Genomic DNA, 17596 nt, shown 5'->3' on the forward strand with positions numbered 1-17596 from the left:
TCTCCTCGAGCTCCTCGAGTGTGCACTTTTCGGTCACTTCTTCATCCCTTCTGCGGTGGCGGCGAGCGCGTTCTGCTCGGTGAGGTCCTCCAGGCTCCGGCCTGCGGTGGACAGCCCGAACACCATGACGCACACGACGCCGACCGTGAGGACGGCGGTGGTCATGCCGAACACGCCGGCGAATCCGAGGCTGGCGGCGGTCAGCCCGATGATCGTGGGTGCGAGGATGCTGCCGACGCGACCGAACGCGCTTGCCAGGCCGGTTCCGGTCGCGCGGATCCAGGTGGGGAACACCTCGGGGGTGTAGGAGTAGACGCCGGCGTAGGTGCCGTTGAGGAAGAACGACAGCACCGCGCCCGCGACCGTGATCGCCACCGGATCGTCCATCTGGGACAGCCAGAACGCGCTGACCGCCGAGCCGGCCAGGTAGATCGCAATCGTGTTCTTGCGGTCCAGCTTCTCCGACAACCAGGCAGCGGAGAAGTACCCGGGGATCTGCGCGAGATAGATGATGAGCGAGAACTCGAAGCTCTTGGTCACCGTGATCCCGCGCTGCACGAGCAGCGTGGGTATCCACGAGAAGAAGCCGTAGTAGGAGAACGTGATCACGAACCAGACCAGCCAGATGATCGCGGTGCGCCGGGCCATGGCCGGGGCCCAGAGGAACTTCATGGCGCTGACCAGGGTCACCTTCGGCGTGGCGACCACCGGACGTGCGGCGGCGGCATCCGCAACAGGCGGCAGCGGACGTCCGGTGGCCTTCTCGACCCGCCGTTCGAGATCGGCGACCACCGCCTCGGCCTCGGCGTGACGCCCGCTCTGAAGCAGGTAGCGGGGCGACTCCGGAAGCACGCGCCGCCACCACAGCAGCATCACGATCGGCAGCGCGGTGATCAGCTGGGCGATCCGCCAGCCGTCGTCGAACGTGGGCACCACGAAGCGGCCGATCAGCGCGGCCATGACGAACCCGAAGGAGAAGAACCCGGCCAGCGCTCCGACGAACCAGCCGCGCCGCGCCGCGGGGACGAACTCCGACAGGAACGGCGCGATGATCGCGCTCTCGGCGCCCGCTCCCGCCCCCGCCAGCACCCGGGCCGCCAGGAACACCTCGTAGTTGGGGGCGAATGCGCCGAGCACGGAGAACACGGCGTAGAAGCCCAGCGCGTACATCATGACCTTCTTGCGGCCGATCCGGTCGCCGAGCAGGCCCGCGAGGGTCGCGCCGAAGAGGAACCCGAACGGGGTCGCCGACCCGATGAGCCCGAGGTGGGCGTTGTCGAGATTCCAGACCTGCTGGGCGCTCGGCAGCAGGAAGGCGACGACAGCCGAGTCCATGCCGTCGAAGGTGTAGCCCAGCCCACCGATCACCAGCAGGCCGTAGTGCGGGCGGCTCAGCGGGAGCCTGTCCAGGCGGGCCAACAAGGCCATGCAGCACCTTCCCGATCGAGGGAACGACAGAACGAATCTCTGCAAACTATGCTGCAGGTCAAGCAGGATGCAACGACTGTTGCAGATCTTCTGCGTTACGACTGTGTAGCGTCTTCCCGCGGTCGAAGGAGAGGGGCAGGTTGACCGAGCACGTGCCGGATGACGGCTTCGAGGACTGGCTGCGCGACCGGGTGCCCGAGCGCGGGCTGCGTTCGAAGGCGGCGGCGGTGCTGGAGGTCCTGCTGTCCCAGCCGCGCAGAGCGTCGTTCGGCTCGACGGTCGAGCTGGCCCAGCTCGCGGGCGTCAACACGGCGACGGTGACCCGCACCGCGCAGGCACTGGGCTTCGCCGGGTGGCCTGCGCTCCAGCAGGAACTGCGCGCCCGGTACCTGTCCTCGCTCAGCGCCCCCGAGGTTGCTGCCGAGCACCACGGCGTGAGGTCACCCGGCTCGGCGTCACTGCGCCGTGACCTCGACAGCATGGCGCTGCTCACCCGGCGGTTCGACGAGGCGGCCGTCCGGACCATCGCCGAGGCGGTGGCGGCCGCCCGCCGCACCATCGTGGTCGCCGATGGCAGCTTCGCGGCCGTCGGCGTCGCGTTCGCGCACAACGCGCGGCTCGCCGGCTACGACGTAGCTGCCGTGACGTCCGGGGACGCAGGACTGGCCAACGCGATCGCGGCGAGCGGCTCGGGGGACGTGCTGATCGCGATCAGCTTCTGGCGGCTGTACGAGAGCACCGTTCTCGCGGCGAGCGAGGCCCGGGCGCGCGGCGTCCGCGTGTTCGCGGTGACAGATGTGGCGAGCCCGGCACTGGCGGGAGCGGCGGAGGAAGTGGTGATGGTCCCGGCGGAGGGCGTCGCGTTCTTCCCGTCGCTGACGGCCGGCATCGCCGTGGTGCAGGCCATGGTCGCGCAGCTGGCCGCGGTCGATCCGGCGCGTACCAGCGCATCCATCGAAGCAGCCGAGGGCATGTGGTCGAAGTTCGGCCTGCTGCACCACCGTCCATCCCGCCGGGCTCCCTCGGAACGCGTCGAGGTCGACCGCGAGCCGAACCGAGAACGCAGCCCCGGCAGTGAACCGGAGGGAGGAGAACCGTGTTCGACTGCTACGACGCCCTGAGCTTCGACTGCTACGGCACTCTGATCGACTGGGAGGCCGGCATCGCCGCGATCCTCGGCCCGTGGGCACGTCGTTTCGACCCGGCGTCGTCCGACGAGCGGGTGCTCACCGCCTACGCCGACGAGGAAGCCAGGATCGTCCGGGAACGGCCGACGACGTTGTATCCCGACGTGCTGGCCGATGCATTCCGCGCCACCGGGGCGAAGCTCGGCTACCCGGTCACCGACGCCGAGGCGGAGCGGCTCGGATCGTCGGTGCCGGAATGGCCCGCCTTCCCGGATTCCCATGACGCGCTCGTGTCACTGGCCGATCGGTTCGAGCTCATCATCCTGTCCAACGTGGACAACGCGAGCTTCGAGGGGAGCCGTCGGCGGCTCGACGTCGACTTCGACCACATCATCACGGCACAGGACGTGGGGACCTACAAGCCGGCGCCGCGCAACTTCGACGTACTGACCGGGTACGCGCACAGCAGGGGACTGCGGTTGGTGCACGTCGCGCAGAGCCTCTTCCACGACCACGTGCCCGCGAAGCGGGCGGGACTGCCCGGCGTCTGGATCAACCGGCGACACGATCGCCCGGGCTGGGGGGCGACCCCGGAGCCCGGGGAGAGTGTCGCTCCGGACTGGGAGTACCCCTCGATGGCTGCTTTCGCGCAGCTGGCGAGCGGCCACCGGCGTGACCGCGCTGCGCCGGCCGACTGAACACGGCCCCGTCTGCGAGCAACCCCGCCGGCCACCACCCGTTCCGTCGGCGTCGATACGACGTCGATGCGAGGTGCTGATGGCGACGAACCGCAATGCGATCGACGCGAGCGTGGTGATCCGACGACCACGCTGGGAGGTTTCCGGTTCCACTGGGGTGGGCCCGCAGGGGGTGTGGCGGGGGTCCGCACTGTGGGCAAGGATGGCGGAACCGCCTGAAGGAAGGAGGTCGGCATGGTGGACATCAACTGCGACATGGGTGAGGCCTTCAGCATCTATCGCTGCGGCGACGACGAGGGGCTGATGCCGTGGATCACGGTGGCCAACGTGGCCTGCGGGTTCCACGCCTCGGATCCCCGTGTCATGCAGCAGACCGTGGCGCTGGCCAGGGAGCATGGCGTCCGGGTCGGAGCGCATCCGTCGCTGCCCGACCGTGAGGGCTTCGGCCGCCGTGAGATGAAGCTGGACCGCGACGAGCTCACCGCGTCCGTCGTCTACCAGGTCGGCGCGTTGTCAGGCTTCCTGCTTGGCCAGGGCATGGAGCTCAACCACATCAAGGCACACGGCGCGTTGTACGGGATGGCGGCGCGTGACCCGGAGGTCGCCGAGGCTCTCGCCGACGCCGCCGACGTCTTCGGCGTGCCGCTCATGGGTATGGCGGGCACGGTGCACGAGCAGGTCTGGGGCGCCCGGGACGAGGGGTTCATCTCCGAGTACTACGCCGACCTCGACTACCGCCCCGACGGCTCGCTCATCATCACGCGCGTTCACCAGCCGTTCGACCCGGCCGCGTCGGCGCAAGGGGCGGTGCGCGCGGTGACCGACGGAGTCGCCACGGCCGTCGACGGCACCGAGATCCCGGTGCGCGCCGACTGCGTCTGCGTGCACTCCGACACCCCGAACGCCGTGGACGTCGCCAAGGCCGTCCACGAAGCCCTACGCCCCCACATGTCAGCCTGAGAGGAGACCCATGGCCCGGCACGAGGTCGTCTCGCCGATTCCCGGCGTGTTCTACCGCAGGCCCGATCCCGACAGCGATCCGTTCGCGGCCGAGGGCCAGAACGTCGGCGCGGACGACACCGTCTGCCTGGTCGAGGTCATGAAGTCCTTCCACCAGGTGTCCGCGGGTGCGGCGGGCACGGTCGTGGAGTTCCTCGTGGAGAACGAGGACGTCGTCGACGCCGGCCAGCCGGTGGCGGTCATCGAGTCGTCCTCGGACGGGCAGGGGTGAAGCGTCTCCTCGTCGCCAACCGCGGCGAGATCGCGGTCCGCATCGTGCGCGCTGCTCGGGACCTGGGCATCTCCACGGTGGCGGTGCACAGCACCGCCGACACGAACGCACCGCACGTCCGGCTGGCCGATGCCGCTGTCGAGATCGGGCCGCCGCCCGCCGGGAAGAGCTACCTGCTCGCCGACGCCATCCTCGACGCGGCGACGGAGACCGGTGCCGATGCCGTGCATCCCGGCTACGGCTTCCTCTCCGAGCGGGCGTCGTTCGCCGCGGCGGTCGCCGGCGCGGGCCTGGCCTTCGTCGGGCCGTCGGCTGCGGTGATCGAGCAGATGGGCGACAAGGTGCGTGCCCGCCAGGTGGCCGCAGCAGCCGGTGTCCCGACCGTGCCCGGCACCCCGGGCGGAGTCGCGGACGTCGACGCCGCGGTCGCCGCGGCCGCCGAGATCGGCTACCCGATCATGCTCAAGGCCGCGGCGGGCGGCGGCGGGCGTGGCATCCGGGTCGTCGCGGACGAGGCCGGCCTGCGCTCGGCGTTCCCCGCGGCGTCGAAGGAGGCCGCCAGCGCGTTCGGCGATGGCGCGATGTACCTGGAGCGATTCCTCCGCCGCGCCCGGCACGTCGAGGTGCAGGTGCTCGGAGACGGGCACGACGTCGTGCACCTGTTCGAACGCGAGTGCTCGCTCCAGCGGCGCAGGCAGAAGGTCGTGGAGGAGGCCGTCGCCCCCGGCATCGACGACGGCGTTCGGCAGGCCATGACGGCGGCGGCCGTGCGGCTGGCCCGGGAGGTGGGCTACACCAGCGCGGGCACCGCCGAGTTCCTCGTCGACGACGACACCGGGGAGTTCTTCTTCATCGAGATGAACACCCGGATCCAGGTGGAACACCCGACCACCGAGCTGATCACCGGTGTCGACCTCGTGGCCGAGCAGCTCCGGATCGCCGCGGGGGAGCGGCTGCGGTTCGCGCAGGACGAGATCGTCGCGCGCGGGTCGGCGATCGAGTTCCGCGTGTGCGCCGAGGACCCCGAGAAGGACTTCCTGCCCTCGCCCGGCAAGGTCGAACGGCTGGTGCTGCCCGCCGGGCCGTGGGTGCGCGTCGACACGTGGCTGGAGCCCGGCGCCACGGTCCCGCCCTTCTACGACTCGCTGCTGGCCAAGGTGGTGGTCTGGGGTGAGGACCGGGAGACCGCGATTCGCCGTGGGCGCCGTGCGTTGGGGGAGTTCGCCCTGGACGGCGTGCCGACCACCGCGGCGCTGAGTGCGGAGATCCTCGGCGAGGACTGGTTCGCCGCGGCGGATTTCCACACCGGCGCGCTGGAGCAGTGGTTGGCAGAACGGAAGCGGACGGTCACATGAGTACGGCGGCGACGTGAGGGAGGCAGGAACGTGACGGACGTGCAGGCCGCCCGTTACAGCTGGGGCGGCGACGAGTTCGTGTTCGTGGAGCTGGCCGAGGAGATGAGCCTGCAGGCCAACTTCCGGGTCATGGCCATCACGAAGGCGCTGCGCGAGAACCGCCCCGAGGGCGTGCTGGAGATCTGCCCGGCCAACGCGTCCTACCAGGTGCGCTACGACCCGGACGTGCTCGAGCCACGGAAGCTGCTGGGGCTGCTGCAGGACCTCGAGAAGCAGGTCGGCGACGCGCACGACCTCGCGCTGCCCACCCGGGTCGTCGAGATACCGGTGTTCTACCGCGACCCGTGGACCACCGAGACGCAGATGCGCTTCCGCGACCGCCACCAGGACCCGGACGCCACCGACATCGAGTACGCCGCGCGGATCAACGGCTACTCGTCGGTGGAGGAGTTCATCGACGCCCACGCCGGCTCGCCGTGGTTCGTCTCCATGGTCGGGTTCGTGGCCGGGCTGCCGTTCAAGTTCCAGATGGTGCCCCGGGAGCGAGCGATCCTCGTGCCCAAGTACCTGCGCCCCCGCACCGACACCCCGAAGCAGACCGTGGGCTACGGCGGCTGCTTCGCCTGCATCTACTCGGTGCGCGGCGCGGGCGGCTACCAGATGTTCGGCATCACCCCGGCGCCGATCTACGACCCCACCCAGCAGCTGCCCGACTTCACCGACTTCATGGTGTTCTTCCGGCCCGGCGACATCGTGAAGTACACCCCGATCGACCGCGAGCAGTACGACGCGCACGTCGCCGAGGTCGAGGCGGGGACGTTCCGGATCCGGACGGCGCCGGCGGAGTTCGCGCTGCAGGAGTTCCTCGACGACCCCGACGGCTACAACGCCCGGCTGCTGGAGGTGCTGCGGTGATCGAGGTACGCAAGCCCGGCCTGTCCACCACGGTCCAGGACGCCGGCCGTGCGGGGTACTACGACGTCGGCATCCCCCCGTCCGGCGCCCTCGACCAGTACGCGCTGCGTGCGGCGAACCTGCTCGTCGGCAACCCGGCGGGTGCGGCGGCCCTGGAGATCGTCTACATGGGACCGGAGCTGGCGTTCGAGGCGCCCGCCGTCGTCGCCGTGGCGGGCGCGAGCATGGCCCCGCGGGTCAACGGCGAGGAGCGGCCGTTGTGGGAGTCGTTCCCCGTGGCCCCGGGAGACGTCCTCCACTTCGGCTACCTGACCGCGGGTGCGCGGGCCTACCTCGCCGTCTCGGGCGGGATCGACGTGCCCGAGGTGCTGGGCAGCCGCTCCACCTACGGCCTCGGCGCCCTCGGCGGCTTCGCGGGACGCCCGCTGCAGACCGGCGACAAGCTCCCCGTCGGCGTCTCGTCCGGCGTGCAGCCCGGCCGTAGCGTGCCCGTCGACCTGCGGTCGTCCTACTCCAAGGACGTCGAGGTCCGGGTGATGATGGGTCTCTACGACCACCGACTCACCGCCGCGGGCCGGGAGAGCTTCCTCGGCGTCACGTGGACGCTCACGCCGGTGGCCGACCGCATCGGCTTTCGCTACAAGGGTGCCGAGCTGGAGACCGTTGAGCGGGAGGCCCCGTTCGGTGCGGGGCAGGACCCGTCCAACATCGTGGACGCGCCGTACCCGATCGGCTCCATCCAGGTGCCCGGCAGCGTCGAGCCGATCATCCTGCATCGCGACGCGGTGTCGGGCGGCGGCTACATGATGGTGGCCACCGTCCTGTCCGGCGACCTCGACATGGTTGCGCAGTCGGCGCCCAACACCCGCACCCGGTTCGTCGCGGTCGACCTGGACGGCGCCCTGGGCGCTCGGGCCGACTACCGAGCGCGCACCGGCCGGTTGACCGAGGCGCTCCAGGGGGACCGGTCGTGAGAGCGAGCCTGACTACCGTGGCGGCATGAGCGCGCTGCGGCTGCGGCGCGCTACCGGCGTTCACACCCGACGTCACCGCGTCAAGCCACGAGGCGGGGCCGGATCTTGCGGCCGGCCTGGCTGAGGCTGGCACGGCAGGCCGCCAACACCCGGGCGGTGGCGGCGCTGCTGCCCAGGTTGCAGTGTGGGCATCGCATGGTCACCGATCGCGTGAGTTCGTCCACCGCAACGGTCAGCTCCGCTGCGCAGTCACGACACCAGCGGTGTCGCGTGACCGGGTTGACGTGAACCGGTGAAGAGACGCACTGGTGGATCCACCGGCCGTGCACGTGGCATGTGCGCCGATCGTCGGGGTCGAGCCGGCCGGCGTCCTCCGCCTGGTCCTCCGCGGCCAGCCAGTGTGCGACGTCATGATCGGTCGAGCTGCGCACCTGACCACGGGGCTCCCGCTGGTCCATGCCGCCGACCTCCCCACCATCACCACCGATTCCGCCACCGACGAGGAGCGTGACCGGTTTCCGCTTCATACGAGCAGCATCGCGGTCACACCCACTCCTGCGCATCACCGCCAGCGGTCGTCATCGTCAGGTGCTGACGGGTGTCCTCGGGGTGATGCTGGCAGGTATCCGAGGTGGGGCCGGACCGGACCGGCTCGCACGGGGCGTCCCAGTCGGGGAACCCGTGCCGGGCTGTCCGATGCGTTCGGGTTCTCCTGAGGCGCGCCGCGCCCTTCTCGGTGACCGCCAGCGCTGCCCGCTCGGCCTCGGTGTACAAGGCGGACTCCCGCCAGGCGGCGACCAGCTCAACTGTACTAGTACGTATCGGTGTTGGAACGGCGGCGAGTTCGAGTTTCCCGCCCGGATCGATCGGGCTTACTGGTGCACTACGAGAAGTGCACTGCTTGTGCTCGCGTCGTCATCGACGCTGCTAATACGGTGTACGCATGCCTACGACAACAGCCGACTGCGAGCTCGCGGTCCGCGTGCTGGTGGCGGCTTTCGCCGAGGATCCGGTGTTGCGCTGGCTCCTGCCTGGCAGCACCAGCTCCGCCGAGCGGGTCTTCCGCCCGGTCGTGGAGCAGTCGGCGTCGCTCGGCGAGCTCGCCGTCTCGCCCGACGGAGCCGCCGCCGCCGTTTGGCTGCCGCGAGGAGCGGAGCCGCCCGTCCTCGACGTGGAGGCGATCCCGGACCACCTCGCGCGGCTGCGCACCTTCATGACCCTGACCGAGCAGCGGCACCCGAGCGGACGCGCGCACCTCTACCTCGTGTTCCTCGGTGTCCGGCCCGACGCGCAAGGCCGGGGGCTCGGCGGTGCGCTGCTGCGTGAGCGCATCTCCCGGGCCGACGCCGCAGGCCTGCCCACGTACCTCGAGGCGAGCTCGCCCCGCAACCTGCCGATCTACGAGCGCTGCGGGTTCCGCGTCACCGGCGAACCGATCACCTTGCCCGACGGTCCGCCGCTGTGGCCCATGTGGCGCGACCCCCGTCCCTGACACCCATCCGAACCGGAGGAACCATGCCCGCCACCACCGAGACCGTCGCCGGGAGCAGCACCGACTTCCTGGCCGTGCGGCACGTCACCGCGTCCGGTAGCCAGGTCGAGATCGGCCGGGCGCTCGCAGCGCAGGCCCGGCTGGCCTACGGCTGGACGCCGGTCCCGGCCGACCGGGTCAAGGCCCGTGCCCGCCGCGCCTGGTTCGCCCGGCACTGGCCCCAGCACCTGGCGCGCATGCAGGGCGCGGCGGACGCGCTCGGTCTCGATCTCGAGGCCGACGAGGTGTACCTGGACGGCCTCACCGGCGTCCCGAACGGATCGGCCTGCTCGGCGAGCTACTACCCGCCGGCGAGCACGGTCGACGGGCGCGCCGTGCTCGGCCGGAACTACGACTTCTTCACGACGAGCGCGGCGGCGCTGTTCGCGATGCTCGCCGGCGCCCCGGACCCGGGCGGGAACGAGCCACCGATGTCCTCCCGGCCGTACGTGCTCACGAGCGTGCCGGACGGCGGACCGGCCACCACCCTGCTCACCATGAACGAGCTGGACGGCTGCATGGAAGGCATCAACGAGCACGGGCTCGCGGTGGCCCTGCTGATCGCCGACGCAGAGTCGGCGTCCGGCCCGGTCGACGCCGGCCCACAGGTCGGGGTGTCCAGCGCGCAGCTACCGCGCTTCCTGCTCGACACCTGCGCGACGGCCGCCGAGGCGGTGGACGCGCTGCTGGGCGCCAAGCAGTACGACCTGGGCACCCCGCTGCACTACGTCGTGGCCGACCGGTCGGGGGACGCCTTCGTCTGGGAGCGTGGCCCGGGCGGTGACGAGCACGTCGTCCGGGCCGACAGCGGCGCGCTCTGCGTGACCAACCACCTCCTGCACCGCCAACGCGACCCGGCTGACCTCCCGGCGGACAACGCGGAGACGATGCTGACCTACCAGCGCTACCGCACGATCTCCGAGCGCTCGGCGGGCGAGGGCCTGTCCGGGGACCGGATGCGCGAGGCGCTCGACGCGGTGCGCGTCGACGCCGCAACCGACACGGGATACCCCATCCGTACGGTCTGGCGCACCGTGTTCGACCTGGAGCTGGGCACGATGGCGACGCAGTTCTACCTGGGCGACGCGCCGGACGGCGTGCCGCGCTACAGCCCGGAACTGGAGTTCGCGGTGCCTGCCCTGCAGGGGAGCCGGGCGCACAACTAATCCTCGTGAGGTCCGAGCGATGTGATCATCCGCCGCAGGGACATCCCCGGATTCATTCTGCGCCGGAGGACGATTCCGCGTCGTCTGCGCCGACTGTGCGTGGCATCCGTATCGGACCGCGACTGACCACCGCTCGGCCCCCGAGATGGCGAGATCCGTGGCCACCTCGGCGAGATGTGTGCGTTTTTCGGAAAGGAGACCTACTACCGTGTTAGAGGCAGAACCGGCCAACGACGCGTACCGGCCACGGACAAACGCTGACGTTCTTGACAGACGGCTAGTGGGTAAGTGCTTACCGAAGTAGAATTGCCGGTGTGGTGACCACGTGAGCTCGGGGCTGCCTACGCACATCGTCGGTCGGGACAACGACCTCAGCGTGATCCGAATGTTTCTCGAGGATGCTGCCGTCGCGGGCGGCGCGCTGCTGCTGTTCGGGGAGCCGGGCATAGGAAAAACCGCGGTGCTCGACGACGTGGTTGCCACCGCCGCCGACCGGGGTTGCCGGGTGCTGCGGGCGAGCGGCGTGGAGTTCGAGGCTGACGTCGGCTACTCGGGCCTGCATCAGTTGTTGTTCCCGTTGCTGGAGTCGTTCGGTGAGCTCACACCCTTCCACCGCGAGGCTCTGGAGGTCGCGCTGGGGTTCGGCAGCGGGCAACCGGCGGATCGTCTGGTGGTGTCCAACGCGACATTACTGCTGGTGCGCAAGGCTGCCGTCGAGGGACCGCTTCTGCTGGTGGTGGACGACCTACCGTGGCTCGATCCTGCAAGCGCGACGGTGCTCAGCTTCGTCGCCCGGCGGCTCGTGGGGTGCCGGGTCGGCTTCCTGGGCGCCGCGCGCTCGCACCGAGGGAGCTTCTTCGCGGACAACGACCTCCCGGAGCACGAACTGCAACCCCTGGACGGCAGGGCCGCGACGGAGCTCATCACGCGGCGGTTCCCGAGGCTGGCGCCCAGCGTGCGGCGACGGCTGCTGATCGAGGCGCGGGGCAACCCGCTGGCATTGCTGGAGCTGCCGACGGCGCTGAGCGGATCACAGCGCTGTGCGGCGGCGTCCCTGCCTTCGGTGCTGCCGCTTTCCAGGCGCCTGCAGGCCCTGTTCGCATCCCGGATCTCGACGCTGCCGGAACCATGCCGGCGCATCATGTTGCTCGGCGCGCTCGACCGCAGCGGCGGCCGCGATGCGCTGCGCGTGGCCTACGAATCCTACGATCTCGAAACGCTCGCGCCCGCTGAGCGCGAGCAGCTCGTCCACATCGACGACAACGCCCGGTGCTTCGAGTTCCGCCACCCACTGATCCGATCGGCCGTCGTCGAGGTGTCAACCGCCGGCGAGCGGCGCTGGGCCCACCGGCGCCTCGCCGATGTGCTGAGCGAGCACCCTGAACGCCAGGCCTGGCACCTCGGCGAGGGCACGGTCGGTCCCGACGAGCAGGTCGCGGCACGCCTGGAGAAAGCGGCGCACCTCGCGCAGCTCCGCGGTGACGCCGTCGGCGCCATCGGTTCGGTCACCCGTGCGGCAAACCTCAGCCCGGACGCGGCCGACCGGGCTTCTCGACTGGCTGCGGCGGCCTACCTGGGAGCGGACTCGGTCGGCGAGCTGCTGGGTGCGTCGCACCTCTTGGAAAGGGCCCGCCGTACCAGCCCTTCGGGGGCTGCGTCGCTGCACGCGGTCGCCGCGACCGCGATTCTGCTGATCAATGACGACGGTGACGTGCTCACCGCGTACAAGTTGCTGTTCGGCGCGATCGAGACGGGCGCGCACGGATACGACGCGGACGACCCGGCACTGGTCGAGGCGTTGTACACCCTGCTGATGATGTGCTGGTTCGCCGGCAGACACGAACTGTGGGGTCCGGTCATCGCAGCGATCGACCGGTTGACTCCCCAGGCCCCGGAGCTGCTCCGGATCCTTCGCAGAACCTTTCCGGACCCAGCTCGCACCGGGCAGGACGCTGCGCCGACCCTGGACGCGCAGCTGAGCATGTTGCGCGACGAGACCAACCCGACGCGGCTCGTCCGGCTCGGCACCGCGTCCGTCTACCTGGACCGGCTGGGCGCAATCCGGCAGGGGCACTGGCGGATCGTGCACGAGGGCCGCGACGGACTCGTCGCGGTGCGGCGTCACGTCGCCGCACTCATGCACCTGTGCCACGACACGTTCCACACGGGCGAGTGGGACACGATGGCCGAGCTCGCGAACGAGGGTGCGCAGCTGTGCGACGAGCACGGCTACAGATTCTTCATCTGGTATTTCCGCCACATGCGCAGCCTGCACGCCGCTGTCCGGGGGGACCATGAGGCGAGCCAAACGATGACCGACGAGCTGGTCCGGTGGGCCGGTGCCCGCAGCGCCCGCGGGGTGGAGTGGTTCGCGGCCCATCCCCGGACGCTCAACTACCTCGGGCAGGGCAACTACGAGGCCGCGTACCGCGAGGCGACCGTCTACAACGAGCCGGGCACGATCGCGTCACACATCCCGCACGCCATGTGGACCAGCTTCGATCTCGTCGAGGCGGCACTCAAGACGAACCGGCTTGCCGAGGCCACGGCACACGCGAAGGCGATGCGTGCTGACGACCTGCCGACCCTGTCGTCCCGGTTGGCATTGCTCACTGCCGGCGCCACCGCCATGGTCGCGGGAGACGCCGAGTTCCGGCGCTTGTTCGACTTTGCGCTCGCCCTGCCGGACAACCAGAGGTGGCCCTTCGACCTCGCCCGTGTGCGACTCGCGTACGGCGAACGGCTGCGCCGGGCGCGCGCCGTCGCGGCCGCTCGAATCCAGCTGTCCGCTGCCGCAGAGACCTTCGGCCTGCTCGGCGCCCAACCTTGGCTCGAGCAGGCCGGCAACGAACTGCGGGCCACCGGGATCAGCAAGCCCAGGAGAACCGGAACGGGATCTTCTGGGCTCACCGCGAAGGAGCGTGAGATCGCTGAGCTGGCTGGTTCTGGGTTGACCAACAAACAGATCGGTGTGCGCCTCTTCCTGTCACACCGCACCGTCGGGTCACACCTGCAGCAGATCTACCCGAAACTGGGGATCACCAGGCGGGCGGCTCTTCGCGACGCCTTGGCCATGTTACCGGAGGGTGGGCCGGACTGATGAACACCTATTCTTGATCGACCCCACCGCGGGGATCACGGCAGCGATCTACAGCCAGTTCCGGCCGTTCGTGCCCGAGGAGGCACTGATGATGTGCGCGAATGTCGAGAAGCGCATCTACACGCACACTGTTCTGTCCGTTGAAGTGGCGGTCGGTGTAGCCGGTGGCCGCCGGCCGCGATGGGTCCGTCTATTCCGAGGATGACTGGCAGGCGCACTTGCACGGTAAGGTGCGGGAGGGTCCCGAGGCGCGCGGTGAGGAGCTTTTCAGTACACCTCCTGAAATCATGCCGGTCGGTGTGCCTATCTCCCTCGCGGCCCCACCTGCTGACAGCAGCGCTCCTGGAGGCGGTCATTCCGCGCCTGCAGATCGGGGGTGCCAGGAGGGCGCAGTAGGGGGTGAAGCGGCCCGTCGGCTGAGGATGATGCTCAGGCCGTGCGCCGCGGGTTGGCCGCCTCGCTAATCGTCGCGGGGGCCGAGCGACGTGATCGTCCGCCGCGGGGGTGTCTCGGTGCGGAAGAGGTCGTCGAACACCCGGATGCGGTCGAAGGCCATGGCGTGCTCCCGGCCGCGCCGCTCCAACGAGCGCCGCTCGTGCTCCGACATCTCCAGCACCACGCGGTCCAGCGCCGCCGTCAGGGCCGGGACGTTGCCGGCTTCCACGATGACGGCGGCGTCGCCGACGGCCTCTCCGGAGCCGCCGGTCAGCGCGGTGATCACGGGTCCTCCACCGGCCAGCAGCTTCTCCGCCAGTGCGATGCCGAACGTCTCGACGAAGTCGGGCTCCTCCTTGGTGGGCAGGGCGTAGGTGGCGCAGCCCTGCATCAGCAGCGGCTTCTCGTCGTCGTCGACGTCGGTGAGGAAGACGATGCGGTCGTCACCCCCGGCCAGCTCGCGGACCTCGGCCAGAGCCGGGCCGGTGCCGGCGACGACGAGCTTGACCCGGTCCCTGGCCCGCGACGCGGCGTAGGCCGCAACCAGGTCGTGGATGCCCTTCGCCGTCGTCACCCGGGACAGGAACAGCACGTAGCCGTCGCGCCGGAGGCCGCGGCGGGCGAGCGCGGCGTCCACGGCCTGCGGATCGAGGTCGAGGTAGGCCGAGGTGTCGATCGGTGGATAGCTGACGGTCACCCTGGCGCGGCACTGCTGGGCGAACAGGGTGCCGCAGTGCCGGTCGACGTCCTCGGCGGAGGCGACGATCTGCTCCCGGGTGTACTCGGAGACCGCCACGACCTCGTCGTGGGCCAGGTAGGTGGTCAGCGTCGTGATGGCGGCGCCGAACCGCTGCTCGCGCAGGCTGGAGCGGATGACGTTGGTGACGTCCGAGCCCACCGCCTTGGCGATCGTGTGGACGTCGGTGAGGACACCGGCCGCGTCCGCCGCCGTCACGGCGTCCATGACGACGTTCGCGTGCGGCGCCAGGTACATCGAGAGGCACGTGGTCGGCACCGGTTCGGCGAGCAGTTCGACCAGCCGGCCGGTGAGACCGGCCAGGTGCCTGCCGTCCGGCACGCGGTAGTCGCCGACGGGTTCCGGGCGCTCGACGGTGATCCCGGCGCTGTAGGGCTGCAGCCGGTCCAGCGGTTTGAGCGGCAGCCCGGCGGCCTGCAGCGTCGCGATCGGCCACGTCAGCAGCCGCACGTCGTCGAACCCTCGGGTCAGTGCCACTTCGGCGAGGTTGCGGGCCTCGCCGGAGTGGCCGCAGATCACGGGGTCGGCGCGCACGACGATGACGAGCCGCCGTTCGGGACGCTCTATGCCCTCGCTCCCTCCGGTCGGCAGTCGGACAGCGAGGGAGGGCGGGCCGAGCGTCCCCATGGGGACGGCTCCGGGCCGAGCTCCAGGTGCAGGACGCCGCCGCGGTACACGTCCGCCGCGCTGATGTGGGTTGTCTCGCATGGCCGTCCGTTCAGCGTCGCCGACTGCACGTACTGGGTGGGGGGTGTCGCCTCGACGCCGTCGGCGCCGATCGGGGTATCTCGGTGCCCTGTGGTCTCGATGACGAACTCACCGCCGGCAACCCGGAGCGCGGCCCGGGCGAAGGCCGGCGTGTTGACGAGGAACAGGCTCTGACCGGCGACCGGGAAGAGCCCCAGCGAGGCCCAGACGTACCACGAGCTGAGCCCCCCGGAGTCGTCGTTGCCCGGCAGCCCGCCTGCGCCGGTGCCGAACTGCCAGGTCAGGGCGGCGTTCACGATGCCGGCCGTGCGGTCGGGGCGGCCGGCGTAGTGGTAGGCCCACGGCGCCTCCATGTCCGGTTCGTTGTTCAGCCCCTCGAACCGGTTGAGGGCGTAGCCCGCGGCCATCGTGGCGGGCGGGGGACGCCGGCCGGGCTGGGTGACGGCGGCTGCGCCGAAGCCGAAGAACGCGTCGAGCATGGCGACGAACGCGTCGTCGCCGCCTGCCATGGCGATCCGCGCCCGCATGTCGTGCAGGAGCCGGAACGAGTAGTTCCACTTACCGCCCTCGTAGAACTCCGAGTCGCGCAGCAGGCCGGTGGAGGAGTCGAACGCGTTCACCCAGAGCCGGCTCCGCGCCTCCAGGTCGTCGGCCAGCCGCTTGTCGCCCAGCGCCCGGGCGATCCGTGCCGTGCACTGGTGGGCGTAGGCGAGGTCGACCGTGTGCGAGATGGGGTAGGCCACGCCGTGCTCGAAGAAGTCCTCGCCGTAGAGGCGTCGCAGGTCGGCCTCCATGTGCACGAGGGCCCAGCTCCAGTCCAGATCGCCGATCCCGGCAGCGTGGCCGTCGGCCAGTGCGGTGTGGGCGAGCGCGCTGGCCTGCCGGAAGAACCGGTCCGCACCGCGGGCCATCCGGTATCCGATGGGGAAGTTGCCCTCCTCCTCGCAGACCCGGATCAACGACTCCAGCAGGTCAGCGGCCCGGTCGGGCGTGATCGCCAGCATCAGCGGGATCTGGGTCTTGTAGATGTCCCACATCGTGCAGACGTCGAACGCGAACGGGCCTGACGCCGGCCAGAACGGGCTCTCGTCGTCGCCGAAGCACGGCTTGATCAGCGAGTGGTAGAGCGCGGTGGTCAGCACCGTGCGCCGCGCAGGCGTGCCGCCGTCCACCCGGACGCGGTCGAGGTGGTCGGCCCACCGTGCGGTGGTCCGGGTCCGGACGACGTCGAAGGACGGCTCGGTCTCACCGCACTCGCGTCGCAGGTTCTCCCGCGCCTGGTCGCAGCCGCGCAGCGAGAAGCCCAGCCGCACCTCGACGGCCTGGCCCGCGAGTGCGCGGCCCATGAACAGCAGCCCGAAGGGGCGCAGCGTGGTCTGCCGGATGCTGTCGAAGTCGAGCCGGGTGCCACCCTCGACGAGCCGGCGGTCGTACCAGAGCATCTGTCGCCAGTTCGGGCTGTGCACCTCGACGTACACCGACAGGGGCACGCCCTCCATCACGACCGTGCCCTGCGCCCGGCCGTGCCCGAGGCTCTCCACGTGGGCCCGCAGCGGGACCGTCCGGCCGTGCTCGATGGCGAGCCCGCCGCACGACAGGTCGAGCACCAGGCGGGCACTGGTGCTCGCGGGGAACGTGTAGCGATGAACGGCGGCCTTCTCGCCCACCGTGAGCTCGCACCGGATGCCGGTGTCCAGGGTGGCGGCGTAGTACCCGGCCGCCGCCGTCTCGTCGTGCAGGGGCCACGCCTCCCCGAGGTCGTCCAGCGGCTGCACCATCGGCGTGACCCGCACGTAGTTGTAGTACTTGCGGATCGCGCCGGTGCCGGACTGCTGGAAGTGCGTGAAGCCCGACGCCTGGAGTGACTCCAGCATCTCCTCGGGCACGCCCTCGGTGCTCTTCGCGTAGCGCCCGTAGCCGGTGGGGTACGCCCCCGAGTAGGCGCACGCCGACACCATGCCCAGCGGCGACGTGGCTCCGGGGTGGGTGTTGCCGACCTGCGGCTTGGGGGACCACCAGGTCGCTGCGAGACCGCTCGCGGGAGGCAGGCTCGTCGCGGCTGTCCCGATGAAGGGGTCGACGTCGTGAAAGATGGCCAGAGTATGGGTGCCGGGTGCGGCCTGGAGGTTGCGACGGCGTGAACTCAGCTGCCGCCGTCGGGGCGTCCGACG

The 17596-nt window shown here is 70.5% G+C and carries 14 protein-coding genes; 10 read left to right on the forward strand and 4 right to left on the reverse strand.

What is annotated here, in order from left to right:
• Nucleotides 1-33 precede the first annotated feature (33 nt).
• Nucleotides 34-1428, reverse strand: coding sequence for an MFS transporter (locus tag AC5L35_RS23605; RefSeq protein ID WP_495061851.1), 1395 nt, complete (start codon nucleotides 1426-1428; stop codon nucleotides 34-36).
• Nucleotides 1429-1568: 140 nt separating this feature from the next.
• On the opposite strand from AC5L35_RS23605, the gene AC5L35_RS23610 reads away from it, so the two are divergent.
• From AC5L35_RS23610 to AC5L35_RS23640, 7 genes are all read left to right on the forward strand, one after another.
• Nucleotides 1569-2549: a MurR/RpiR family transcriptional regulator gene (locus AC5L35_RS23610; protein WP_495061852.1), complete on the forward strand. Its 981-nt coding sequence runs from the start codon at nucleotides 1569-1571 to the stop codon at nucleotides 2547-2549.
• Entirely contained in the window at nucleotides 2525-3253 is a 729-nt protein-coding gene (locus AC5L35_RS23615; RefSeq protein WP_495061853.1) for an HAD-IA family hydrolase, read from the forward strand. Before AC5L35_RS23610 ends, AC5L35_RS23615 begins: the two co-directional genes overlap by 25 nt.
• A 234-nt stretch (nucleotides 3254-3487) precedes the next feature.
• Complete coding sequence (locus AC5L35_RS23620; RefSeq protein ID WP_495061854.1) at nucleotides 3488-4213, forward strand: LamB/YcsF family protein; 726 nt, start codon at nucleotides 3488-3490, stop codon at nucleotides 4211-4213.
• A 10-nt stretch (nucleotides 4214-4223) separates the two neighbouring features.
• Nucleotides 4224-4484, forward strand: a complete 261-nt coding sequence (locus AC5L35_RS23625) for an acetyl-CoA carboxylase (protein ID WP_495061855.1) — start codon at nucleotides 4224-4226, stop codon at nucleotides 4482-4484.
• The gene (locus AC5L35_RS23630) at nucleotides 4481-5839 is read left to right on the forward strand and encodes an acetyl-CoA carboxylase biotin carboxylase subunit (protein WP_495061856.1); all 1359 of its coding nucleotides are present in this window, start codon (nucleotides 4481-4483) and stop codon (nucleotides 5837-5839) included. Before AC5L35_RS23625 ends, AC5L35_RS23630 begins: the two co-directional genes overlap by 4 nt.
• A gap of 30 nt (nucleotides 5840-5869) precedes the next feature.
• Entirely contained in the window at nucleotides 5870-6754 is an 885-nt protein-coding gene (locus AC5L35_RS23635) for a 5-oxoprolinase subunit B family protein (RefSeq protein WP_495061857.1), read from the forward strand.
• Entirely contained in the window at nucleotides 6751-7728 is a 978-nt protein-coding gene (locus AC5L35_RS23640; protein WP_495061858.1) for a 5-oxoprolinase subunit C family protein, read from the forward strand. Before AC5L35_RS23635 ends, AC5L35_RS23640 begins: the two co-directional genes overlap by 4 nt.
• A gap of 80 nt (nucleotides 7729-7808) precedes the next feature.
• Here AC5L35_RS23640 and AC5L35_RS23645 read toward each other — a convergent pair whose 3' ends face one another.
• A complete protein-coding gene (locus AC5L35_RS23645; RefSeq protein ID WP_495061859.1) occupies nucleotides 7809-8186 on the reverse strand; it encodes a hypothetical protein in 378 nt (125 codons plus the stop codon).
• Nucleotides 8187-8671: 485 nt separating this feature from the next.
• Between AC5L35_RS23645 and AC5L35_RS23650 the strand changes: the two genes are divergently transcribed.
• The 3 genes from AC5L35_RS23650 to AC5L35_RS23660 all read left to right on the forward strand — a co-directional run bounded on the left by AC5L35_RS23650 (nucleotide 8672) and on the right by AC5L35_RS23660 (nucleotide 13525).
• A complete protein-coding gene (locus AC5L35_RS23650; RefSeq protein WP_495061860.1) occupies nucleotides 8672-9220 on the forward strand; it encodes a GNAT family N-acetyltransferase in 549 nt (182 codons plus the stop codon).
• A 23-nt stretch (nucleotides 9221-9243) separates the two neighbouring features.
• Entirely contained in the window at nucleotides 9244-10425 is a 1182-nt protein-coding gene (locus AC5L35_RS23655) for a C45 family autoproteolytic acyltransferase/hydrolase (RefSeq protein WP_495061861.1), read from the forward strand.
• Between the two features lie 325 nt (nucleotides 10426-10750).
• On the forward strand, nucleotides 10751-13525 hold the full coding sequence (locus AC5L35_RS23660) for a helix-turn-helix transcriptional regulator (protein WP_495061862.1): 2775 nt from the start codon (nucleotides 10751-10753) through the stop codon (nucleotides 13523-13525).
• 460 nt (nucleotides 13526-13985) lie between these two features.
• Here AC5L35_RS23660 and AC5L35_RS23665 read toward each other — a convergent pair whose 3' ends face one another.
• Both AC5L35_RS23665 and AC5L35_RS23670 read right to left on the reverse strand, forming a co-directional pair.
• Nucleotides 13986-15344 carry a glycosyltransferase gene (locus tag AC5L35_RS23665; protein WP_495061863.1) on the reverse strand — a complete coding sequence of 453 codons (1359 nt, stop codon included), beginning with the start codon at nucleotides 15342-15344 and terminating at the stop codon, nucleotides 13986-13988.
• Nucleotides 15281-17572, reverse strand: a complete 2292-nt coding sequence (locus AC5L35_RS23670; protein ID WP_495061907.1) for a glycoside hydrolase domain-containing protein — start codon at nucleotides 17570-17572, stop codon at nucleotides 15281-15283. The genes AC5L35_RS23665 and AC5L35_RS23670 overlap by 64 nt, the downstream gene beginning before the upstream one ends.
• Nucleotides 17573-17596: the final 24 nt, after the last annotated feature.

Source organism: Pseudonocardia sp. OZ21, from assembly GCF_059359135.1.

Bases quoted from the DNA above. Each gene is read 5' to 3' on its own strand.
- AC5L35_RS23605 (WP_495061851.1), bottom strand. From the start codon at position 1,428: ATGGCCTTGTTGGCCCGCCTGGACAGGCTCCCGCTGAGCCGCCCGCAC.
- AC5L35_RS23620 (WP_495061854.1), top strand. From the start codon at position 3,488: ATGGTGGACATCAACTGCGACATGGGTGAGGCCTTCAGCATCTATCGC.
- AC5L35_RS23625 (WP_495061855.1), top strand. From the start codon at position 4,224: ATGGCCCGGCACGAGGTCGTCTCGCCGATTCCCGGCGTGTTCTACCGC.
- AC5L35_RS23645 (WP_495061859.1), bottom strand. From the start codon at position 8,186: ATGGACCAGCGGGAGCCCCGTGGTCAGGTGCGCAGCTCGACCGATCAT.
- AC5L35_RS23650 (WP_495061860.1), top strand. From the start codon at position 8,672: ATGCCTACGACAACAGCCGACTGCGAGCTCGCGGTCCGCGTGCTGGTG.
- AC5L35_RS23655 (WP_495061861.1), top strand. From the start codon at position 9,244: ATGCCCGCCACCACCGAGACCGTCGCCGGGAGCAGCACCGACTTCCTG.
- AC5L35_RS23665 (WP_495061863.1), bottom strand. From the start codon at position 15,344: ATGGGGACGCTCGGCCCGCCCTCCCTCGCTGTCCGACTGCCGACCGGA.